Annotated in this window: 20 protein-coding genes; all 20 read left to right on the forward strand. The window is 41.4% G+C overall.

The window, feature by feature from the left end:
* Positions 1–16 precede the first annotated feature (16 nt).
* The 20 genes from AB1K80_RS14330 (at position 17) to AB1K80_RS14425 (ending at position 19,611) form a co-directional block, all read left to right on the forward strand.
* Positions 17–1,219: a ubiquitin-like domain-containing protein gene (locus AB1K80_RS14330; protein ID WP_412857397.1), complete on the forward strand. Its 1,203-nt coding sequence runs from the start codon at positions 17–19 to the stop codon at positions 1,217–1,219.
* A gap of 158 nt (positions 1,220–1,377) precedes the next feature.
* Positions 1,378–1,938, forward strand: coding sequence for a ribonuclease M5 (rnmV, locus tag AB1K80_RS14335; RefSeq protein ID WP_412857399.1), 561 nt, complete (start codon positions 1,378–1,380; stop codon positions 1,936–1,938).
* Entirely contained in the window at positions 1,931–2,809 is an 879-nt protein-coding gene (gene rsmA, locus AB1K80_RS14340) for a 16S rRNA (adenine(1518)-N(6)/adenine(1519)-N(6))-dimethyltransferase RsmA (protein ID WP_412857401.1), read from the forward strand. The genes rnmV and rsmA overlap by 8 nt, the downstream gene beginning before the upstream one ends.
* A 134-nt stretch (positions 2,810–2,943) precedes the next feature.
* Positions 2,944–3,828: a sporulation peptidase YabG gene (gene yabG, locus AB1K80_RS14345; protein WP_412857402.1), complete on the forward strand. Its 885-nt coding sequence runs from the start codon at positions 2,944–2,946 to the stop codon at positions 3,826–3,828.
* Between the two features lie 213 nt (positions 3,829–4,041).
* Positions 4,042–4,299, forward strand: coding sequence for a biofilm formation stimulator Veg (gene veg / locus AB1K80_RS14350; protein WP_003217979.1), 258 nt, complete (start codon positions 4,042–4,044; stop codon positions 4,297–4,299).
* 164 nt (positions 4,300–4,463) lie between these two features.
* Positions 4,464–4,652, forward strand: coding sequence for a small, acid-soluble spore protein, alpha/beta type (locus tag AB1K80_RS14355; RefSeq protein WP_412857403.1), 189 nt, complete (start codon positions 4,464–4,466; stop codon positions 4,650–4,652).
* A 146-nt stretch (positions 4,653–4,798) separates the two neighbouring features.
* On the forward strand, positions 4,799–5,668 hold the full coding sequence (ispE, locus tag AB1K80_RS14360) for a 4-(cytidine 5'-diphospho)-2-C-methyl-D-erythritol kinase (protein WP_412857465.1): 870 nt from the start codon (positions 4,799–4,801) through the stop codon (positions 5,666–5,668).
* 55 nt (positions 5,669–5,723) lie between these two features.
* Positions 5,724–6,557, forward strand: coding sequence for a pur operon repressor (gene purR, locus AB1K80_RS14365; protein ID WP_412857405.1), 834 nt, complete (start codon positions 5,724–5,726; stop codon positions 6,555–6,557).
* A gap of 38 nt (positions 6,558–6,595) precedes the next feature.
* Positions 6,596–6,973 (forward strand): 2-iminobutanoate/2-iminopropanoate deaminase, encoded by a 378-nt coding sequence (gene ridA, locus AB1K80_RS14370; RefSeq protein WP_412857407.1) that lies wholly within the window; start codon positions 6,596–6,598, stop codon positions 6,971–6,973.
* Between the two features lie 224 nt (positions 6,974–7,197).
* The gene (spoVG, locus tag AB1K80_RS14375) at positions 7,198–7,494 is read left to right on the forward strand and encodes a septation regulator SpoVG (protein WP_289380884.1); all 297 of its coding nucleotides are present in this window, start codon (positions 7,198–7,200) and stop codon (positions 7,492–7,494) included.
* A gap of 199 nt (positions 7,495–7,693) precedes the next feature.
* Positions 7,694–9,064, forward strand: coding sequence for a bifunctional UDP-N-acetylglucosamine diphosphorylase/glucosamine-1-phosphate N-acetyltransferase GlmU (glmU, locus tag AB1K80_RS14380; RefSeq protein WP_412857410.1), 1,371 nt, complete (start codon positions 7,694–7,696; stop codon positions 9,062–9,064).
* Positions 9,065–9,086: 22 nt separating this feature from the next.
* Entirely contained in the window at positions 9,087–10,040 is a 954-nt protein-coding gene (locus tag AB1K80_RS14385) for a ribose-phosphate diphosphokinase (RefSeq protein WP_412857411.1), read from the forward strand.
* Between the two features lie 148 nt (positions 10,041–10,188).
* On the forward strand, positions 10,189–10,809 hold the full coding sequence (locus AB1K80_RS14390; RefSeq protein WP_412857413.1) for a 50S ribosomal protein L25/general stress protein Ctc: 621 nt from the start codon (positions 10,189–10,191) through the stop codon (positions 10,807–10,809).
* A 145-nt stretch (positions 10,810–10,954) separates the two neighbouring features.
* Positions 10,955–11,521, forward strand: a complete 567-nt coding sequence (pth, locus tag AB1K80_RS14395) for an aminoacyl-tRNA hydrolase (protein ID WP_412857415.1) — start codon at positions 10,955–10,957, stop codon at positions 11,519–11,521.
* Positions 11,522–11,576: 55 nt separating this feature from the next.
* Entirely contained in the window at positions 11,577–11,807 is a 231-nt protein-coding gene (locus tag AB1K80_RS14400; protein ID WP_412857417.1) for an anti-sigma-F factor Fin, read from the forward strand.
* A gap of 68 nt (positions 11,808–11,875) precedes the next feature.
* Positions 11,876–15,409: a transcription-repair coupling factor gene (gene mfd / locus AB1K80_RS14405; protein WP_412857418.1), complete on the forward strand. Its 3,534-nt coding sequence runs from the start codon at positions 11,876–11,878 to the stop codon at positions 15,407–15,409.
* Positions 15,410–15,548: 139 nt separating this feature from the next.
* Positions 15,549–16,085, forward strand: a complete 537-nt coding sequence (spoVT, locus tag AB1K80_RS14410; RefSeq protein WP_412857420.1) for a stage V sporulation protein T — start codon at positions 15,549–15,551, stop codon at positions 16,083–16,085.
* A 190-nt stretch (positions 16,086–16,275) separates the two neighbouring features.
* Positions 16,276–17,880, forward strand: a complete 1,605-nt coding sequence (locus tag AB1K80_RS14415; protein ID WP_412857422.1) for a putative polysaccharide biosynthesis protein — start codon at positions 16,276–16,278, stop codon at positions 17,878–17,880.
* On the forward strand, positions 17,870–19,354 hold the full coding sequence (mazG, locus tag AB1K80_RS14420) for a nucleoside triphosphate pyrophosphohydrolase (protein WP_412857424.1): 1,485 nt from the start codon (positions 17,870–17,872) through the stop codon (positions 19,352–19,354). The genes AB1K80_RS14415 and mazG overlap by 11 nt, the downstream gene beginning before the upstream one ends.
* Positions 19,351–19,611, forward strand: a complete 261-nt coding sequence (locus AB1K80_RS14425) for an RNA-binding S4 domain-containing protein (protein ID WP_008341839.1) — start codon at positions 19,351–19,353, stop codon at positions 19,609–19,611. The genes mazG and AB1K80_RS14425 overlap by 4 nt, the downstream gene beginning before the upstream one ends.
* Positions 19,612–19,645 lie beyond the last annotated feature (34 nt).

Below are 19,645 nucleotides of genomic sequence, written 5' to 3' on the forward strand. Positions count from 1 at the left end.
TTTCATCGTACAAAAAATGAAAAATCTGTTTTCTATCAAGCTAGGAAAAGGCAAGGTTTTACTAGTAGTCGCTTGCTTGCTTTTAGCTGGAACTGGGACGGCTTACGGTGTGCAAGAGCTCACTAAGCAGTCTGTGACCATTTCAATCAATGGTCAAAAGAAAACGATTCGTACACATGAAGAGACAGTAGCACAACTGCTTTCAGACCTTGGAATAAAGACCAGGGCGGAGGATCGGATTTCTCCAAGTCTACATACAAAAATGACAGACAATATGAGCATTGTGTATGATGCAGCAATACCGGTTCAACTTACCCTAGATGGGCAAGAGAAAACGATATGGACAACAGATCAAACGGTTGGAGCATTATTGAAGAATGAAAAGATAGATATTGGGAAGCACGATCAAGTCAATGCAGAAGAGAATGACAAGATTGAAAAAAACATGAAGCTTGTTGTTCAGCATGGTTTCCAAGTCAGCTTAAATGACGGGGGAAAAAAGAAAAAAGTGTGGACCACTTCGACTACGGTCGCTGACTTTTTAAAGCAACAAGAGCTCAAGCTCAAGAAGCACGATAAGATCAAACCTGCGTTGCATAAAAATCTATCTAAAAAAAGCGCAGATATTCAGATCACTCGGGTGGAAAAAGTCACCGATGTAGTGGAAGAGAAAATTGCTTTTGAAACCAAACATAAGAAGGATCGCTCTCTAGAAAAAGGAACAGAGAAGGTACTTGAAAAAGGTGAAGAAGGCAAATTGAAGAAGCACTATGCCATTGTGAAAGAAAACGGCAAAGTGGTGTCTAAAGAATTGATAAAAGAAGTGACTGAAAAAGATAGCAAGGATCGCTTAGTTGCCGTTGGTACACAAGTATCCAAAAAGAATTCTAATGCCTCTCCGGCAGTTTCAAGAAGCAATGAATCGTCTGGGAGAGAATTTTATGTGACGTCAACAGCCTATACAGCTTACTGTACGGGATGTTCAGGAAGAACGTCTACAGGCTTTAATCTAAAAGCAAATCCAGGGGCAAAGGTTATAGCAGTTGATCCGAGTGTCATTCCGCTAGGCTCTAAAGTATATGTGGAGGGCTATGGATATGCCGTTGCATCAGACACTGGATCTGCTATAAAAGGGAATAAAATTGATGTGTTCGTCCCAAATAAGTCGTCAGCTTATCAATGGGGGAATAAACGAGTGAAAATTAGAGTGCTTAAATAAACACATCAAACCATTTATATGAACAGAGGGCTTTGCGAACCCTCTGTTTTTTTGGTTATAATAGAAGCACTGTTTTCTAATTAATTAGACGCAAAAACAGCATGAAAGGTTTCGTTTTTTACCAAAAATGTTTTTTGTTTTTGCAAGCGGAGGAATAAATGAAAATCAAAGAAATCATTGTGGTGGAGGGTCGTGATGACACAGCCAGAGTGAAGATGGCCGTAGATGCAGATACAATTGAAACAAACGGATCTGCCATTGGTGATGCCGTGATTCAACAGGTACGTCTTGCTCAGGAGACGCGGGGCGTGATTATTTTAACGGATCCTGATTTTCCGGGTGAGAAAATTCGTAAAACGATAGCAGAGGCCGTACCAGGTTGTAAGCATGCGTTCTTACCAAAACATCTAGCAAAAGCAAAGCGAGATAAAGGGATCGGTGTCGAGCATGCGTCTTTGGATAGTATTCGGGAATGCCTTGCACATGTTCATGAGGAAATGGAAGAATCGGAAAGTGACATTTCTTTAGAAGACTTGTATGACGCTGGCCTCATTGGTGGCGATGCTTCAAAACGCCGCCGTGAACGACTAGGTGTACTTTTAAATATAGGTTATACAAATGCGAAGCAGCTGCAAAAGCGTCTTCATATGTTTCAGATCACCAAACATGATTTTGTGGCGGCATTAAAGACCGTCATGCAGGAGGAAGCCGATGAATAAAGATATAGCGACACCCATCAGGACGAAGGAAATATTAAAGAAGTACGGTTTCTCTTTTAAAAAGAGCTTAGGGCAGAACTTTTTAATTGATACAAACATTTTAGATCGCATCGTCGATCATGCTGAGATCACCGATGAGACGGGTGTCATTGAAATTGGACCTGGGATTGGGGCACTAACAGAGCAGCTTGCCAAACGTGCAAAAAAAGTCACTGCTTTTGAAATTGATCAACGTTTACTGCCTATCTTAAACGATACGTTGTCTCCATATGATAATGTCACCATCATTCATCAAGATGTATTAAAAGCGGATGTAAAAAAAGTAATAGAAGACCAATTTGCTGATTGTAAAGAGGTCATGGTTGTTGCGAACCTTCCTTATTATGTGACGACACCTATTATTATGAAGTTACTTGAAGAGAATCTTCCATTGAAAGGGATCGTCGTCATGCTACAAAAAGAAGTAGCAGACCGTATGGCAGCTGTTCCTTCTTCAAAGGAATACAACTCATTGTCTATTGCCGTTCAATTTTATACGGAAGCGAAAACCGTCATGGTTGTGCCAAAAACCGTTTTCGTTCCACAGCCGAATGTTGATTCAGCTGTGATTAAATTAACGGTACGAGAAGCACCTGCTGTATCTGTAGAAGATGAGACATTTTTCTTTCAATTAATACGTGCAAGCTTCGGGCAACGCCGAAAAACCTTGATGAACAATCTGATGAACAATCTTCCAGATGGGAAGAAGCATAAAATGATGATTGAAGAAGCGCTGAAATCAGCTGAAATCGATGGGAAGCGCCGCGGTGAATCTTTATCGATTGAGGAATTTGCCCGCTTGTCGAACGACTTACACAAAGCCCTGAAATAAGGGCTTTTTTCTTTTGCTTTTCACCACTTTATGCATTGAGGCATAGGCTAGAAAGAACAACACATATGAAAAATGAACATGTTCAGCGCAAGACGATACCAACAGGATATAAGCCTGATTGTGGAGTGAAAAGCATGCAATTTCAAATAGGAGATATGGTGACAAGGGCATCCTATCAAATGGATATTATGTTTCGTATTATACGAATTGATGAGACAGATGTGCATGAAGCGACCGCCATATTGCATGGAAGTGAAGTTCGGCTGATAGCAGATGCCAAGATGTCGGATTTGGTCCCCATCCAAAAAGAGGAACAGCTGACAAGAGAGAAGAACGATGAACGGAAAATTAACGAATCTCTCGACTTACTTAGGCAGGACTATCAGTTATTACGTGAAAAACAGGAGTACCATACGTCTGGACACTATCAGCATCAAGAGCAGTATTTTCACATGCCTGGTAAAGTCCTTCATTTAGATGGCGACGCTTCGTACTTAAAGAAATGCTTAGACGTATATGAAAGAATTGGAGTGCCTGTGTATGGTGTACATTGCCATGAGAAAAAAATGCCCAGCATGATTGAATCTTTAATTGATCAATATCGTCCGGATATCTTAGTTATTACAGGCCATGATGCGTATTCTAAGCAAAAAGGCAGCGTACATGATATCAGTGCTTATCGTCATTCTCGTCATTTTGTTGAAACTGTTCAAAAAGCCAGAAAGAAAATTCCTCATTTAGATCAGCTTGTGATCTTTGCGGGTGCTTGTCAGTCTCATTTTGAATCACTCATCCAAGCAGGAGCCAATTTTGCAAGCTCACCTTCACGTGTGAACATTCATGCACTTGACCCAGTTTATATTGTGGCGAAGATTAGTTTTACTCCATTTGTTGATCGCATCAATGTGTGGGATGTACTTAGAAACACATTAACAAGGGAAAAGGGCCTCGGAGGAATTGAAACAAAAGGTGTTTTAAGAATAGGTATGCCATATAAAAGAAACCATGAATCGACATAACCTGACTGTTTTCAGTCTGGTTTTTTTTGTGTGTCGAAAGAAATAAGAAACGAATACATAATTCACCGGAATTTGTGAAAAATAGGGAGAAGAAAAGATAGAAGTTTGTCAAAAATATTTTATTGACAATGGCTCGTATTCGTTGATATAATTTAAATTTTATTTGACAAAAATGGGCCGTTGTTGTATAATAATCTCAGTGAGGTGGATGCAATGGCGAAGACTTTGTCCGACATCAAAAGATCGCTTGATGGTAATTTAGGTAAACGTTTGACGTTAAAGGCTAACGGAGGCCGCCGAAAAACAATTGAGCGTTCGGGCATTTTAGCTGAAACGTACCCTTCTGTTTTTGTGATTCAATTAGATCAAGATGAGAATTCGTTTGAAAGAGTTTCATACAGTTATGCAGATATACTGACTGAGACGGTTGAATTGACTTTCGATGATACCGCGAGCTCAGTCGCCTATTAATGGGCAGTGAACTTCTTGTTTACTGCTTTTTGTTTTGCCTTTTTTTCTGAATGGGAGACTGTCCATTATTTGAAAGGGGTAAGAAAAGAAATCTGAAGCAAGATAATAAAGCCACAAAGAGACGTGGCAACGATTCGCATTCTCGATTAAAGGGGCTGTTTCGTTTGGGTAGACGCCGAGGTATTATGTCAGAAGAGTTCAAATACGAACTGGCGAAAGATCTTGGATTTTATGATACCGTCAAAAATGGAGGCTGGGGAGAAATTCGCGCGCGTGACGCAGGGAATATGGTCAAACGTGCAATTGAATTAGCTCAACAGCATATGGCTCAAGATGAGAAGAATCAACGATAAATCATTGGTCAGGGATCCCTACGGGTATCTCTGGCTTTTTTTATGAAAAAGCGAGTGTGCTCAAGGGAAAAGCCAATATTCATCCGATCCGTCAAATGTGATACAATATTGATACTTATGTTTAGATGGAGAAGTAGGTGAACTGTTTGCGTATTTTAGAAAAAGCACCGGCAAAAATTAATCTCTCTCTTGATGTTCATGGAAAAAGACCAGATGGATATCACGAAGTAGAGATGGTGATGACAACGATTGACCTTGCAGACCGACTAGAGCTGACTGAGCTAGACAAGGATGAAATTCGTGTATCATCTCATAATCGATTTGTTCCCGATGATCAGCGTAACCTAGCTTATCAGGCAGCTAAATTACTAAAAACAAGGTTCGGCATTCAAAAAGGCGTATCGATTGTGATTACAAAAACAATCCCTGTCGCAGCAGGTTTAGCTGGGGGAAGTAGTGATGCAGCTGCAGCACTGCGCGGCTTAAATCGATTGTGGAATTTAAACCTCACATTAGATGAACTGTCTGAGCTCGGAGCGGAGATTGGCTCAGATGTTTCCTTTTGTGTGCATGGCGGAACTGCACTTGCAACAGGGCGTGGAGAAAAACTGCAACATATTGCGACTCCGCCACATTGCTGGGTCATACTAGCAAAGCCGGTCATAGGGGTATCTACTGCGGAAGTGTATAGACAATATGACGCAAGCAAAGTAGAGCACCCAAATGTACAGCGTATGATTAAAGCCATTGAAGCGAAAGATTATAAAGAGATGTGCGGTTCACTCGGTAATGTTCTGGAATCTGTGACACTGAAAATGTATCCGGAAGTAGACATGATCAAAAGGCAGATGAAGCGTTTTGGTGCTGATGCTGTCTTAATGAGTGGAAGTGGACCAACTGTGTTTGGCCTGATTCAATATGAATCAAAAGTACAAAGAATATATAACGGACTAAGAGGATTTTGTGATCAAGTTTACGCTGTCCGCATGATCGGCGAACAAAATGCCCTTGATTAAATCCGTATATTAAGTTATATTATTCATAAATTATTCGGGTTCTGGGGGTAAGTTCATGAAGTTTCGTCGAAGCGGCAGATTGGTGGACTTAACAAATTATTTGTTAACCTACCCGCACGTACTAGTACCGTTAACGTTTTTTGCAGAGCGATACCAATCTGCGAAGTCCTCCATTAGTGAAGACTTAACGATTATTAAGCAAACCTTCGAACAGCAGGGAATAGGCACATTGCTTACTGTACCTGGAGCTGCTGGCGGAGTGAAATATATACCAAAGATACACATTCAAGAAGCAGACGAAGTAGTCAATGAGATCGGACAGGCTTTATCGACTCCTGAGCGTGTGCTTCCAGGCGGTTATTTATATTTAACCGATGTATTAGGTGATCCTTCAATTCTTGCGAAAATCGGTAAGCTATTTGCGACGATTTTTGCAGATCGTGCAATTGATGTGGTCATGACAGTTGCGACGAAAGGCATTCCAATCGCCCACTCAGTTGCAAGTTATTTAAATGTGCCTGTTGTGATCGTGCGTAAAGATAACAAGGTGACAGAAGGATCGACCGTTAGTATCAACTATGCATCAGGATCTTCTAACCGTATTCAAACGATGTCCCTAGCAAAGCGCAGCTTAGATAAAGGATCAAACGTGCTGATTATTGATGACTTTATGAAAGCAGGCGGTACCATAAACGGTATGATGAATTTGCTTGAAGAATTTAATGCAAATGTTGCTGGGATTGGCGTTCTTTTAGAAGATGAAGGTGTAGATGAGCGTTTAGTCGATGAATATGTATCATTGTTAAAGCTTTCAACCATTGATATGAAACAAAAGATGATTGAAATCAATGAAGGTAATTTCCACGAGTTTTTTCAATCGCCGTCTTAATTGATGATAAAACATGTATTTGAATGGGAGAGATTGATATGACAAAAGTTGTTCAAACCAAACATGCACCAGCAGCCATTGGACCATACTCTCAAGGAATCATTGTTAATAATATGTTTTACAGCTCTGGCCAAATTCCATTAACGCCAGCTGGAGATTTCGTAGGCGGGGATATCAAAGAGCAGACGCATCAAGTCTTTCGCAATCTTCAAGCTGTCCTTGAAGCGGCGGGCGCTTCTTTTGAAACAGTCGTGAAGGCTACTGTCTTTATTAAAGATATGGAACAGTTTGCTGATGTGAATGAAGTGTATGGTGAGTATTTCCAATCACACAAGCCAGCTCGTTCATGTGTGGAAGTGGCAAGACTACCAAAGGATGCTCTTGTGGAAATTGAAGTAGTGGCATTGGTGAAATAAACAGGCAGTCTCGCCTAAAGACCGTTTGGTTTCATCATATGCAAGAAAAGGCATTGTGATGATGCCTTTTTTTGCGAAGGGATGTAAGCGTCGTCATAAATTTGACAAAAAATGTATAAATATCCCGATATTTCAAAAAAAGTTTTTGGAATGTGCAGGAGAATCACCACAATCGTTGAATACCTAATTATTGCTTTTATATTGGGAAAAGGTGGTGAACTACTGTGGAAGTTACTGACGTAAGATTACGCCGCGTGAATACCGATGGTCGCATGAGGGCGATTGCATCCATCACGCTGGACCACGAATTTGTTGTTCATGATATTCGTGTGATTGATGGAAACAATGGATTGTTCGTTGCAATGCCTAGTAAACGCACGCCTGATGGGGAGTTTCGCGATATTGCACATCCGATTAATTCGGGCACTCGAGGAAAAATCCAAGATGCGGTTTTAAATGAATATCATCGCTTAGGCGAAGAAGAGGAAGCAGTTGAATATGAAGAAGCTGGAGCTTCTTAATCATATCTGAATCTAAAAAGACAGCTTTAAGAGGAAATGAAATGTTTTCTCTTAAATGCTGTCTTTTTTGCGTTTTTCCTCATGTTTCTAATATGTTTTAATCAATAGAAAATGAATGTATATCCTCATGTGTCCTTGAAATCAGTCCTTATTTAGGATATATTTTTCTATGGATAATAGGGATATTGGAGGCCAATCAATGGATAAGCGGTTCGCAGTGATTTTAGCAGCGGGAAAAGGAACGAGAATGAAGTCAAAGCTATACAAAGTACTTCATCCAGTTTGCGGAAAGCCGATGGTCGAGCATGTGGCAGATGAAGCGTTAAAGCTTTCGTTAACCAAACTTGTGACGATTGTCGGTCATGGAGCAGAGGACGTCAAAGAACAGCTTGGGGACAGAAGTGAATATGCACTTCAAGAAGAACAGCTGGGAACAGCACATGCCGTTAAACAAGCAAAATCGTTCCTTTCGCAAGAAAAAGGAACAACCATTGTCATTTGTGGAGATACACCATTATTGACAGCGGAAACAATGGAAGCCATGTTAAGTATGCATCAACAGCAACAAGCAAAAGTAACGATTTTAACAGCACATGCAGATAATCCAACAGGCTATGGCCGGATCATTCGTGACGCAACAGGTGCTGTTGTGAAAATTGTCGAGCATAAAGATGCGAATGATGCTGAACGTCAAGTGAATGAAATTAATACAGGAACATATTGCTTTTCAAATGAAGATCTTTTCCGTGTGATTGAGCAAGTGTCAAATGAAAATGCACAGGGTGAATACTATTTGCCAGATGTCATTGAGATCTTAAAAAATGAAGGGCAAACGGTTGCGGCTTATCAGACACCGCATTTCGAAGAAACACTTGGCGTCAATGATCGAATCGCTCTATCACAAGCAGAGCAATTCATGAAGCGTCGTATTAATCATCAGCATATGAGAAATGGTGTAACCTTAATAGATCCTGAGAACACGTACATTTCACCAGATGCTGTCATCGGTGAAGATACAATTATTTATCCTGGAACGGTCATCAAAGGGAATGTAGAAATTGGTGCAGACACTACAATTGGGCCGAACACTGAGATCGTTGACAGTACTATTGGAGATCGAACAGTCATTAAGCAATCTGTTGTCTGCGATAGTGAAGTTGGCGCTGATGTAACCATTGGTCCATTTGCCCATATTCGCCCATTGTCGAAAATCGGCGATGACGTGAAAATAGGGAACTTTGTTGAAATCAAGAAAACGGTTTTTGGTGATCGCAGTAAAGCGTCTCATTTGAGCTATATTGGAGATGCTGAGGTAGGCACTGACGTAAACCTTGGCTGTGGATCGATTACAGTCAACTATGATGGGAAAAACAAATTCTTAACGAAGATTGAAGATGGCGCATTTATTGGCTGTAATTCAAATCTCGTTGCACCAGTCACTGTCGGAAAAGGGGCATATGTTGCAGCCGGTTCAACGGTCACAGAAGATGTGCCGCAGGATGCATTGTCGATTGCAAGAGCAAGACAAGTCAATAAAGAAGACTATGTGAAAAATATTCATAAAAAATAATCCAAATATCCGGAGGTTTACCATGTCGAATCGTTATGCTGATGCGAATTTAAAGATATTCTCTTTGAATTCAAACCCTGAACTTGCAAAAGAAATTGCTGAGCGTATCGGAGTGGATCTAGGAAAGAGCTCTGTTAAACGTTTTAGTGACGGTGAAGTGCAAATCAATATTGAAGAAAGTATTCGTGGCTGTGATTGTTATGTCATTCAATCGACAAGTGCGCCAGTCAATGATCACATTATGGAACTATTGATCATGGTGGATGCCCTCAAACGTGCATCTGCGAAAACAGTCAATATTGTTATCCCTTATTACGGATATGCGCGACAAGATCGTAAAGCAAAACCTCGTGAGCCGATCACTGCGAAGCTTTTTGCAAACTTACTTGAAACAGCAGGCGCTACTCGTGTTATCGCACTTGATCTACATGCACCGCAAATCCAAGGTTTCTTTGACATTCCGATTGATAACCTAATGGCTGTGCCGATATTAACGAACTATTTTGAACAGAAAAACCTGAATGATGTTGTGGTTGTTTCGCCTGATCACGGTGGTGTGACACGTGCACGTAAAATGGCAGACCGCTTGAAAACACCTATCGCCATCATCGATAAACGTCGTCCAAAGCCAAACGTTGCTGAAGTGATGAATATCATCGGTAACATTGAAGGGAAAACGGCAATCTTGATTGACGATATCATTGATACAGCTGGTACGATTACACTAGCAGCAAATGCGCTAGTTGAAAACGGAGCGGCTGAAGTATATGCTTGCTGTACTCACCCAGTCTTATCTGGACCAGCAGTAGAGCGCATCACAAACTCTAAAATCAAGGAATTGGTTGTTACCAACAGTATTCATTTAACAGATGACAAGAAAGTGGATAAATTCATTCCGCTTTCAGTGGGGCCTTTGCTTGCAGAAGCCATCATCCGTGTTCATGAAGAAGAATCTGTTAGTTACCTTTTTAGCTAATTCTTTATAAAAATAAGACCCTAGGCAGCCGGCCTAGGGTCTTTTTGCGTGTTCACTCACATATAAATAACAGTCATTCATGTTTAAAATGTTTCCGTAATGGGTATGTATGAAGTAGTGACAAAAAAGAAATAGGATGGTGCTGAATATGGCAACTTTAAAAGCAAAGAAAAGAACTGAATTCAAACGTTCCACACTGCAAAAAATCCGTCATTCAGGACACGTTCCTGGTGTCATATACGGAAAGAATACAGACAACCTTGCTGTTTCATTAGACAGTGTCGATTTATTAAAGACGTTACGTGATGAAGGAAAAAACACAATCATCACATTAGACGTCGACGGTGAAACAAAATCTGTGATGGTCACTGAATTACAAACAGACCCACTAAAAAATGAGCTTGTTCACGCTGATTTCCAAGTTGTCGACTTACAGAAAGAAATCGAGGCAGATGTGCCTGTACAACTGATAGGTGAATCAAAAGGTGTGAAAGACGGCGGTGTCCTTCAACAGCCATTATTTGAACTGTCGATTACGGCGAAGCCAAAAGATATCCCGCAGAATATTGAAGCGGATATTACGAACCTAGAAGTGAATGATGTGCTAACAGTCGGTGACTTGTCGGCTCAGTCATCTTACCAAATAAATAACGATCCAGAAGAAGTCGTGGCATCAATCTTGCCGCCTCAACAATCCAAGGTTCCGGAGCCTGATAGTGAAGAAGAGTCAAAAGAACCTGAAGCCATTAAACAAAAGGATGACAATTGAGAATAACTGGTGAATGAGAGACGTAACCCTCCCGCGGTTGCGTCTTTTGTGCTAGAATGAAAAGAATTCATGCGTTTTATATAAGGCAATCATATTGGCTTATTTTTTGACGTGTGCATGTGTGACAAAGGAGGTTATCGGTTTCATGATTGCATTTGTTGGATTGGGTAATCCAGGCAGAGAATATGAAAAAACCAGACATAATGTTGGTTTTATGACGATAGATGAGCTTTCAAAAAAATGGGACATCCCATTAAATCAGTCGAAATTCAATGGACAATATGGAACGGGGTTTGTTTCGGGGCAAAAGGTTCTACTTGTTAAGCCTCTTACATATATGAACTTATCAGGAGAATGCGTGCGTCCTCTTTTGGATTACTATGACATTCCACTTGAAGATGTAAAAGTCATCTATGATGATCTAGACTTACCGGCTGGACGAATCCGTTTACGAACAAAAGGGAGCGCTGGGGGGCATAATGGAATTAAATCTCTGATACAGCACCTAGGCTCACCAGAATTCGATCGATTCCGTATAGGGATTGGACGTCCGCAAAACGGCATGAAGGTGGTTGATTACGTTCTGGGGCGTTTCTCAGAAGAGGAGCAACCTGATATTGCATCTGCGATTGAAGCGTCTGTAGAGGCTTGTGAAGCGTCTTTAACGAAGCCATTTTTAGAAGTGATGAATGATTTTAACAAAAAGGTATAAGAATGATCAGCAAAGCACATACTGTGTTTAAAATCTCAGTATGGGAGGATCACGTATGGCTTTGCATTATTACTGTCGGCACTGTAGTGTGAAGGTTGGCAGTTTAGATGAATCCGCTGTCCAAAGTGAAGCGCTTGGATTTCATCACTTAACAAATGAGGAAAGAAACGATATGATTTCGTATAGGGAAAATGGTGATTTACATGTACAAACCATTTGTGAGGATTGCCAAGAGGCACTCGAAAGAAATCCTGATTACCATCAGTATCATACTTTTATTCAATAAAAAAGCTTTGGTGTAGATATTAGACCAAAGCGTTTTTCTGTTTTAAACAAACAGAGAGGAGGAGCCAAATGAAAAATATACAATCATTTATCAAACAAAGTGATGATTTTCAGTCCATTTTTAACGGACTAAAAGAAGGGTTAAAAGAACAGTTGCTTGCCGGACTATCAGGCTCCGTCAGATCCTTATTTACAGCGGCTATTTCGGATGAATTACAACGGCCGATGTTTATTGTGACACACAACTTATATCAGGCGCAGAAGGTAACCGATGATCTATCTAGTCTTGTTTCAGATCGCTCAGTCCTTCTGTATCCTGTAAACGAACTCATAGCATCAGAAATTGCAGTTGCGAGCCCGGAGCTTAGGGCACAGCGTCTTGATGTATTGAATCGACTAGCGAATGGGGAAAACCCGATTGTTGTAACTCCAGTAGCTGCAGTAAGGCGTATGCTTCCACCAGTTGAGCTATGGAAGAAGAGTCAGATTCACTTAACGATGGGTGAAGAGATTGATTTAGATGCCTTTACAAAACAACTTGTACAAATGGGATATGAACGGTCGTCTATGGTTGCTGCGCCAGGCGATTTTAGTGTGCGCGGTGGGATCATTGATATTTATGCGTTAACGGAAGAACACCCGATTCGTATTGAACTATTTGATACAGAAGTGGACTCGATTCGTACGTTTCATTCTGATACACAGCGTTCACTAGAAACGCTTCAAGAGATCAAGATTGGCCCTGCGAAAGAGCTGATTGTCAGAGGCGAGGAACGAGTAAGAGCGATTGAACGGCTTGACGAGGGACTTCCAAAAAGCTTGAAAAAATTCAGCTCAGATCAACAAAAAGAATTGCTGCATCAACATATTTCTGCAGATCGAGAGAAGCTATTAGAAGGTATCGTGACTCAAGAGATGACAAAGTATCTGTCATTTTTCTATGAAAAGCCTGCTAGTTTACTAGATTATTTAGCGGAAGATTCGATTATCGTGCTAGATGAAATTAGCAGAATTCAAGAGATGGAAGAACAGCTTGAAAAGGAAGAAGCAGATTGGACAATTAGTTTGCTGGAAGAGGGCAATATTCTTCATGATGTCGCTCTTTCTTTCCCATTCCAAGAGCTGATGAATCAGCAATCGAGATCGATTTTGTACTACTCCTTGTTCTTGCGACATGTGCAGCAGACAAACCCTCAAAACATCGTCAATGTATCTAGTAAGCAGATGCAGAATTTCCATGGGCAGATGAATGTGCTTGCTAGTGAAATTGAACGTTATAAGAAACAAAATTATACGGTTGTCTTTTTAGGTGCGAATGAAGAGCGAACAGAAAAGCTGTCGTCTGTTTTACATGATTATGACATTGAGGCAGCCCTTGCCAATCATGACGCGGAGCTGGTGAACGGGCAAGTGTATATCTTACAAGGCGAGCTTCAAACGGGATTTGAATTGCCGTTATCGAAAATAGCCATTATTACAGAAGGTGAGCTATTTAAGAAACGTGTGAAGAAGCAGGCACGTAAACAAAAACTGACGAATGCAGAGCGGATCAAAAGCTATTCAGAGCTCCAAGTTGGCGATTATGTGGTACATATTAACCACGGGATCGGAAAATATTTAGGGATTGAAACACTTGAAATCGGTGGCATTCATAAAGATTATTTAAATATTCATTATCAAGGAAGCGACAAGCTTTATGTACCGGTTGAACAGATTGATCAGGTGCAGAAATATGTAGGTTCTGAAGGGAAAGAACCGAAGCTGTACAAACTAGGCGGCAGCGATTGGAAACGCGTGAAGAAAAAAGTCGAATCATCTGTTCAGGACATTGCGGATGACCTCATCAAGCTATATGCAGAACGTGAGGCAAGTAAGGGTTATGCCTTTTCTCCTGACCATGAGATGCAGCGCCAGTTTGAATCGGCATTCCCTTACCAAGAAACAGATGATCAAATTCGCTCTATCCAAGAAATCAAAACAGACATGGAGCGAGAGCGTCCAATGGATCGCCTACTTTGTGGGGATGTCGGATATGGGAAAACGGAAGTCGCAATTCGGGCGGCTTTTAAAGCAATCGCTGATGGAAAGCAAGTAGCGTTACTTGTCCCGACAACGATTCTTGCACAGCAGCATTTTGATACGATCATGGATCGGTTCCAAGACTATCCGATCAAAATCGCTCAGCTGAGCCGATTCCGTACCCGAAAGGAAGCAACAGAAACACTAAAAGGGTTAAAGAACGGAACAGTTGATATGGTCATCGGAACACACCGTCTTCTTTCAAAGGACATTGTATATAAGGACTTGGGTCTGTTGATTATTGATGAGGAACAGCGATTTGGTGTAACGCATAAAGAAAAGATTAAGCAAATGAAAGCCAATATTGATGTACTGACATTAACTGCAACGCCAATTCCGCGTACACTTCATATGTCGATGCTCGGGGTTCGTGATTTGTCGGTCATTGAAACACCACCTGAAAACCGCTTCCCTGTCCAAACATACGTGGTAGAGTACAATGGCGCTTTAGTGAGAGAGGCCATCGAGCGTGAGCTGGCAAGAGGCGGCCAAGTGTACTTCCTTTATAACCGTGTCGAAGACATTGAACGAAAAGCAGATGAAATCTCCATGCTTGTTCCAGATGCGAAAGTCAGCTACGCACACGGGAAAATGAGTGAGAACGAGCTAGAGTCTGTCATGATCAACTTTCTAGAGGGCGAGTCAGATGTATTGGTCAGCACAACCATTATTGAAACGGGCGTAGACATTCCCAACGTAAACACGCTGATTGTACATGATGCGGATAAGATGGGGCTTTCTCAGCTGTACCAATTAAGAGGACGAGTTGGGCGCTCGAATCGAGTCGCATATGCTTATTTCACTTATAGAAAAGACAAGGTTCTTTCTGAAGTAGCAGAAAAGAGATTACAAGCCATCAAAGAATTCACAGAGCTTGGATCAGGCTTTAAAATTGCCATGCGTGATTTAACGATTCGAGGAGCAGGAAACCTATTAGGGGCACAGCAACATGGATTCATTGACTCTGTTGGTTTCGATCTTTACTCCCAAATGCTGAAAGAAGCGATTGAGGAAAGAAGGGGCGATGCTTCAGTTCAAGAGAAATTTGAGCCGGAAATCGACCTTCAAATCGATGCTTACATTCCAGATACGTATATTTCTGATGGCAAGCAAAAGATCGAGATGTATAAACAGTTTAGAGCCATTGGATCGATTGAAGAACGGAAAGAGCTTCAAGATGAAATGATTGACCGATTCGGTGAATACCCGCAAGAAGTAGCTGATTTGTTCACGATTGCGACAATGAAGGTCTATGCTGTGCAGGAGCGAGTCGAGCTGATCAAGATGGAGAAAGGCATTGTCAGACTTACCCTTGATGAGAAATCAAGTAGTGAGATCGATGGTCAAAAATTATTTGAGCTAGGTAGCAAATATGGCCGTGACATTGGCTTGGGGATGGAAGGCAGTAAGCTGATTATCTCTGTCCAAACGAAAGGCAAGAAGACAAAGGAATGGCTTGAGATTGTCCTTCGCATGCTTCGAGGCCTTCAAGATGTGAAAAAAGAAACCATCTCCACTTCATAAAATTTTGTGTGCCTCTCGTGTATATTACGTTTGATGTGACGGATACTAAACCCAGGATCAAGTGGTGGATGTTGCATAAAGTGGACGCTTTTGCTCCATTCACCCAACACATCATCAAACGAAAGCGAGGCAGCAGTGAATGAAAGCAACTGGAATTGTACGCCGCATCGATGATCTAGGAAGAGTGGTTATTCCAAAGGAGATTCGCAGAACATTACGCATCCGAGAAGGAGATCCGCTTGAAATTTTCGTCGATCGCGATGGAGAGGTCATTTTAAAGAAATATTCACCAATCAGTGAACTAGGAGACTTTGCGAAGGAATATGCTGATGCATTATTCGACAGTTTGGGTCATTCTGTACTGATTTGTGATCGTGATACGTATATCGCTGTATCTGGTAGTTCAAAGAAAGAGTATTTAAACAAATCCATTAGTGATTTAATTGAACGAACGATGGATCAGCGTAACACTGTATTAGAAGATAGCAAGAAGGAAATTCAACTTGTCGATGGTATTGATGATGACGTAACTTCTTATACCATTGCACCTATTGTTGCAAACGGAGACCCAATTGGCGCCGTAGTCTTATTCTCTAAAGAAGGTTCAATGGGAGAAGTGGAGCACAAATCAGCCGAGACGGCAGCTAGCTTCTTAGCCCGTCAAATGGAACATTAGGTCTAATAATTGTATATCATTTCGATAAAGCGAAAGATGCCGATAAAATCCGATGATTTTGTCGGCGTTTTTTATATACACTGAAACGAAACACCGAATGTGCCGTCTACTCCTTAGATAGAATTGGCTAGCCAATGACGTATGATATAATGAGTGCGTTTATGAACTAGATTTTTTAAAGGAGTCATCCATGAAAAATGCAATGAATCAGTCACATTGGCTTTTTCAAGGTGCGGTGATCTTAACCATCGCAGGCTTGTTATCAAAGGTACTAAGCGCGGTTTATCGTGTACCCTTTCAAAACATTGTAGGGGATACGGGTTTTTATATTTATCAGCAGGTGTATCCCTTTCTAGGGATTGCCATCATGCTTGGAACAACAGGATTTCCTGTGATGGTCTCGAAGTTGCTGAGTGAACATGGTGATGAGAATCGCAGGGTGATTATAAACGTATCTATCGGTTATATCACAGGATTGAGCGTGATGTTGTTTCTCTCTCTTTACATAGGTGCAGGCATGATTGCGGATCTGATGGCGGACAACCAATTGATTTTGCTCATTCAGATGAGTGCATTTGTCTTTTTATTCCTACCACTCACGGTCATGTTCAGAGGTGTTTTTCAGAGTGATGGAATGATGCTTCCAACCGCTATTTCTCAATTAGTGGAACAGCTTATCCGAGTCGGTGTCTTGCTTTTCTTATCCTTTTACCTTGTGAGACATGGCTATACACTCTATGAGACAGGGGCAGGTGCGGTCTTTTCTTCTATTGCAGGAAGTGCAGTTTCCTTGATGCTGCTCATCATCATTTGGCTCAAATGGCGAAAACGGTCTGTCTCACACACTCCATTCAAACGAGCCACGATGATGAAAAAAGATGTGCTCAAGCGTTTGATTTTCTACACATTGACAATCTGTGTCAGTGGGCTACTCATCTTATGGATGCAAATGGTGGATGCCTTTCATCTATATGCTTTGCTACGCACTGAAGGGCTAAGCGAAGCGGCAGCAAAAGCGGCAAAAGGTGTCTATGACCGTGGTCAGCCATTCTTGCAGCTAGGTACGGTGTTTGCAATCAGTATAGGAACCTCACTTGTTCCTTTTTTATCGTCTGCTCTGAGGAAAGGACAACAAGAAACAATTCGGGAAAAAGTCCGTACATCGATGAAGACCACGTCGGTGTTAGGGATTGGTTCGGCGGTAGGTCTTATTTGTATTTTATCTTCAGTAAATACCATGCTCTTTCGTCATGATGTAGGCACTGATGCGTTGCAAATATTTTGTATCTCTATTGCATTTACGTCAATAGCGATTACGCAAATGGCACTACTCCAAGGGCTTGGGCATACTGTATACCCGGCGATTGTCGTGATATTTAGCGTGATTGTCAAATGGGTGCTCATATTTGTACTGGTTCCTTATTTAGGGATTCATGGTGCTGCTTGGTCAACGGTAATTGGCTTTTTGACAGCAGCGATGTTGAATGCGGTCTATTTAAAGCGAAAGGGATGGATCGCGATCAGAGAACTATTTCCGATAAAAGTCCTTGTATCAGCGACCTTCATGGCCATTGTATTAATAGGGTATCAGGCACTGTTTTCAATCGCCTTTCCTGATGAAAAACGTCTATTTTCCGTAGTAGAGAGCTTGACGTCAGTTTTTATTGGTGGTTTCGCCTTTTTATATAGTATTCTTAAACTAGAAGTATTTACGGACGAGGAATGGAGACTCATTCCATTAGGTGAAAAGGTTTTACATTTTAAACAGATGAGAGGGAAAAGAAATGGCAGGTAAGATTACAGTCGTCGGTCTTGGGGCGGGCGATATGGATCAGCTGACGCTTGGTGTATATAAGCAACTAAAGCAGGCAAAAGAAGTATTTATGAGAACACAGGATCATCCGCTAACCGCAGAGTTAGTGCAGGAAATTCCGTCTCTGACTTTTTTTGATGAGATTTATGAAAAGCACGATCAATTTGATGAGGTATACCAAGAAATCACAGAGACGCTGTTTTCAAAAGCTGTGGACAATGAGATCGTTTATGCAGTTCCGGGACATCCATTTGTTGCAGAAAAAACAGTCCAGCTGTTGGTAGCACAGCAAAAGGAACGCGGAATTGAGGTTCATGTTGCGGGCGGACAAAGCTTTTTAGATGCGACCTTTAGTTCTTTGCAAATTGACCCGATTGAGGGGCTACAATTTGTTGATGCTGGAGATATGAGAGCAGATGATCTCAAATTAACGCAGCACGTCTTGATCTGTCAGGTGTACGATCAGATGACAGCTTCAAATGTGAAACTTACCTTAATGGAAAAATTACCGGATGACTACGAAGTGTATATCGTCACGGCGGCTGGAAGCAGTCAGGAACAAATCACATCCGTGCCGTTATTTGAACTTGATCGAGATGTGTCGATAAATAACTTAACGAGTGTATACGTTCCACCGGTTCGAGATGAAACGTTACTTTATCAACAATTTGACACGTTTCGAGAAGTCATTCGTACATTAAGAGGGCCAGGCGGCTGTCCGTGGGATCAAAAGCAAACGAACGAATCGCTCAAGCCTTACTTAATTGAAGAATGCTATGAACTGCTTGAAGCCATTGATGAAGAGGACCCAGACCACATCGTAGAAGAGCTCGGAGATGTATTACTCCAAGTTTTACTTCATGCACAAATTGGTGAGGATGATGGTTATTTCTCAATCGATGATGTCATCCAGCATGTTACAGAAAAAATGATTCGTCGACACCCACATGTGTTTGGAGACGTCAACGTCAATCAAGCCTCAGATGTGGTGGCCAACTGGGAAAAGATCAAGCAACAAGAAAAGCCGGAGCGGGCGTCATCTCTGTTGCAGTCAATCCCAACGACACTACCAGCTTTAACAAAAGCATATAAGCTCCAAAAGAAAGCGGCAAAGGTCGGGTTCGATTGGGCAAATGTAGAAGATATATGGAACAAGTATGAAGAAGAAAAAGAAGAATTTCTCGTTGAGGTGGCTAAAAAGGCAGAGGATGGTGCGACAAAGCAAATGAAAGATGAATTTGGAGATCTTTTGTTTGTTCTCGTCAACATTGGTCGATTCTATCAGTTAGAGCCGGAAACCGCTCTTTCATCTGCAAATGCCAAATTCATGCGTCGCTTTCAGCATATAGAACGAAAGGCAATGGACACCGGACGTTCATTAGAGGACTTGACACTAGAAGAAATGGACGAACTATGGAATGATGCCAAACGAATAGAAAGAGGTGAAGAAGCGTGAGACTAGATAAATTTTTAAAAGTGTCTCGATTAATTAAAAGGAGAACATTGGCGAAAGAAGTAGCAGATCAAGGTAGGATCTCTATAAATGGAACACAGGCAAAAGCAAGTTCTGACGTAAAAGAAGGAGACGAGCTTCAAATCCGTTTTGGACAAAAGCTTGTGACTGTTCAAGTGAACGAATTAAAGGACACCACGAAAAAAGAAGAAGCTGCTGGCATGTATACTGTTCTGAAAGAAGAAAAAACAGCAGAATAGGGCTTGTTCTAAATAATCCCCTTGTCACATACAA

This window comes from Bacillus sp. 179-C3.3 HS (genome assembly GCF_047229225.1).
Lineage (GTDB): Bacteria > Bacillota > Bacilli > Bacillales > Bacillaceae > Bacillus.

Coding starts and splice junctions, on each gene's coding strand:
- AB1K80_RS14330 (WP_412857397.1), top strand. CDS start 17: ATGAAAAATCTGTTTTCTATCAAGCTAGGAAAAGGCAAGGTTTTACTA.
- rnmV (WP_412857399.1), top strand. CDS start 1,378: ATGAAAATCAAAGAAATCATTGTGGTGGAGGGTCGTGATGACACAGCC.
- rsmA (WP_412857401.1), top strand. CDS start 1,931: ATGAATAAAGATATAGCGACACCCATCAGGACGAAGGAAATATTAAAG.
- yabG (WP_412857402.1), top strand. CDS start 2,944: ATGCAATTTCAAATAGGAGATATGGTGACAAGGGCATCCTATCAAATG.
- veg (WP_003217979.1), top strand. CDS start 4,042: ATGGCGAAGACTTTGTCCGACATCAAAAGATCGCTTGATGGTAATTTA.
- purR (WP_412857405.1), top strand. CDS start 5,724: ATGAAGTTTCGTCGAAGCGGCAGATTGGTGGACTTAACAAATTATTTG.
- ridA (WP_412857407.1), top strand. CDS start 6,596: ATGACAAAAGTTGTTCAAACCAAACATGCACCAGCAGCCATTGGACCA.
- glmU (WP_412857410.1), top strand. CDS start 7,694: ATGGATAAGCGGTTCGCAGTGATTTTAGCAGCGGGAAAAGGAACGAGA.
- AB1K80_RS14385 (WP_412857411.1), top strand. CDS start 9,087: ATGTCGAATCGTTATGCTGATGCGAATTTAAAGATATTCTCTTTGAAT.
- AB1K80_RS14390 (WP_412857413.1), top strand. CDS start 10,189: ATGGCAACTTTAAAAGCAAAGAAAAGAACTGAATTCAAACGTTCCACA.
- pth (WP_412857415.1), top strand. CDS start 10,955: ATGATTGCATTTGTTGGATTGGGTAATCCAGGCAGAGAATATGAAAAA.
- AB1K80_RS14400 (WP_412857417.1), top strand. CDS start 11,577: ATGGCTTTGCATTATTACTGTCGGCACTGTAGTGTGAAGGTTGGCAGT.
- mfd (WP_412857418.1), top strand. CDS start 11,876: ATGAAAAATATACAATCATTTATCAAACAAAGTGATGATTTTCAGTCC.
- spoVT (WP_412857420.1), top strand. CDS start 15,549: ATGAAAGCAACTGGAATTGTACGCCGCATCGATGATCTAGGAAGAGTG.
- AB1K80_RS14415 (WP_412857422.1), top strand. CDS start 16,276: ATGAAAAATGCAATGAATCAGTCACATTGGCTTTTTCAAGGTGCGGTG.
- mazG (WP_412857424.1), top strand. CDS start 17,870: ATGGCAGGTAAGATTACAGTCGTCGGTCTTGGGGCGGGCGATATGGAT.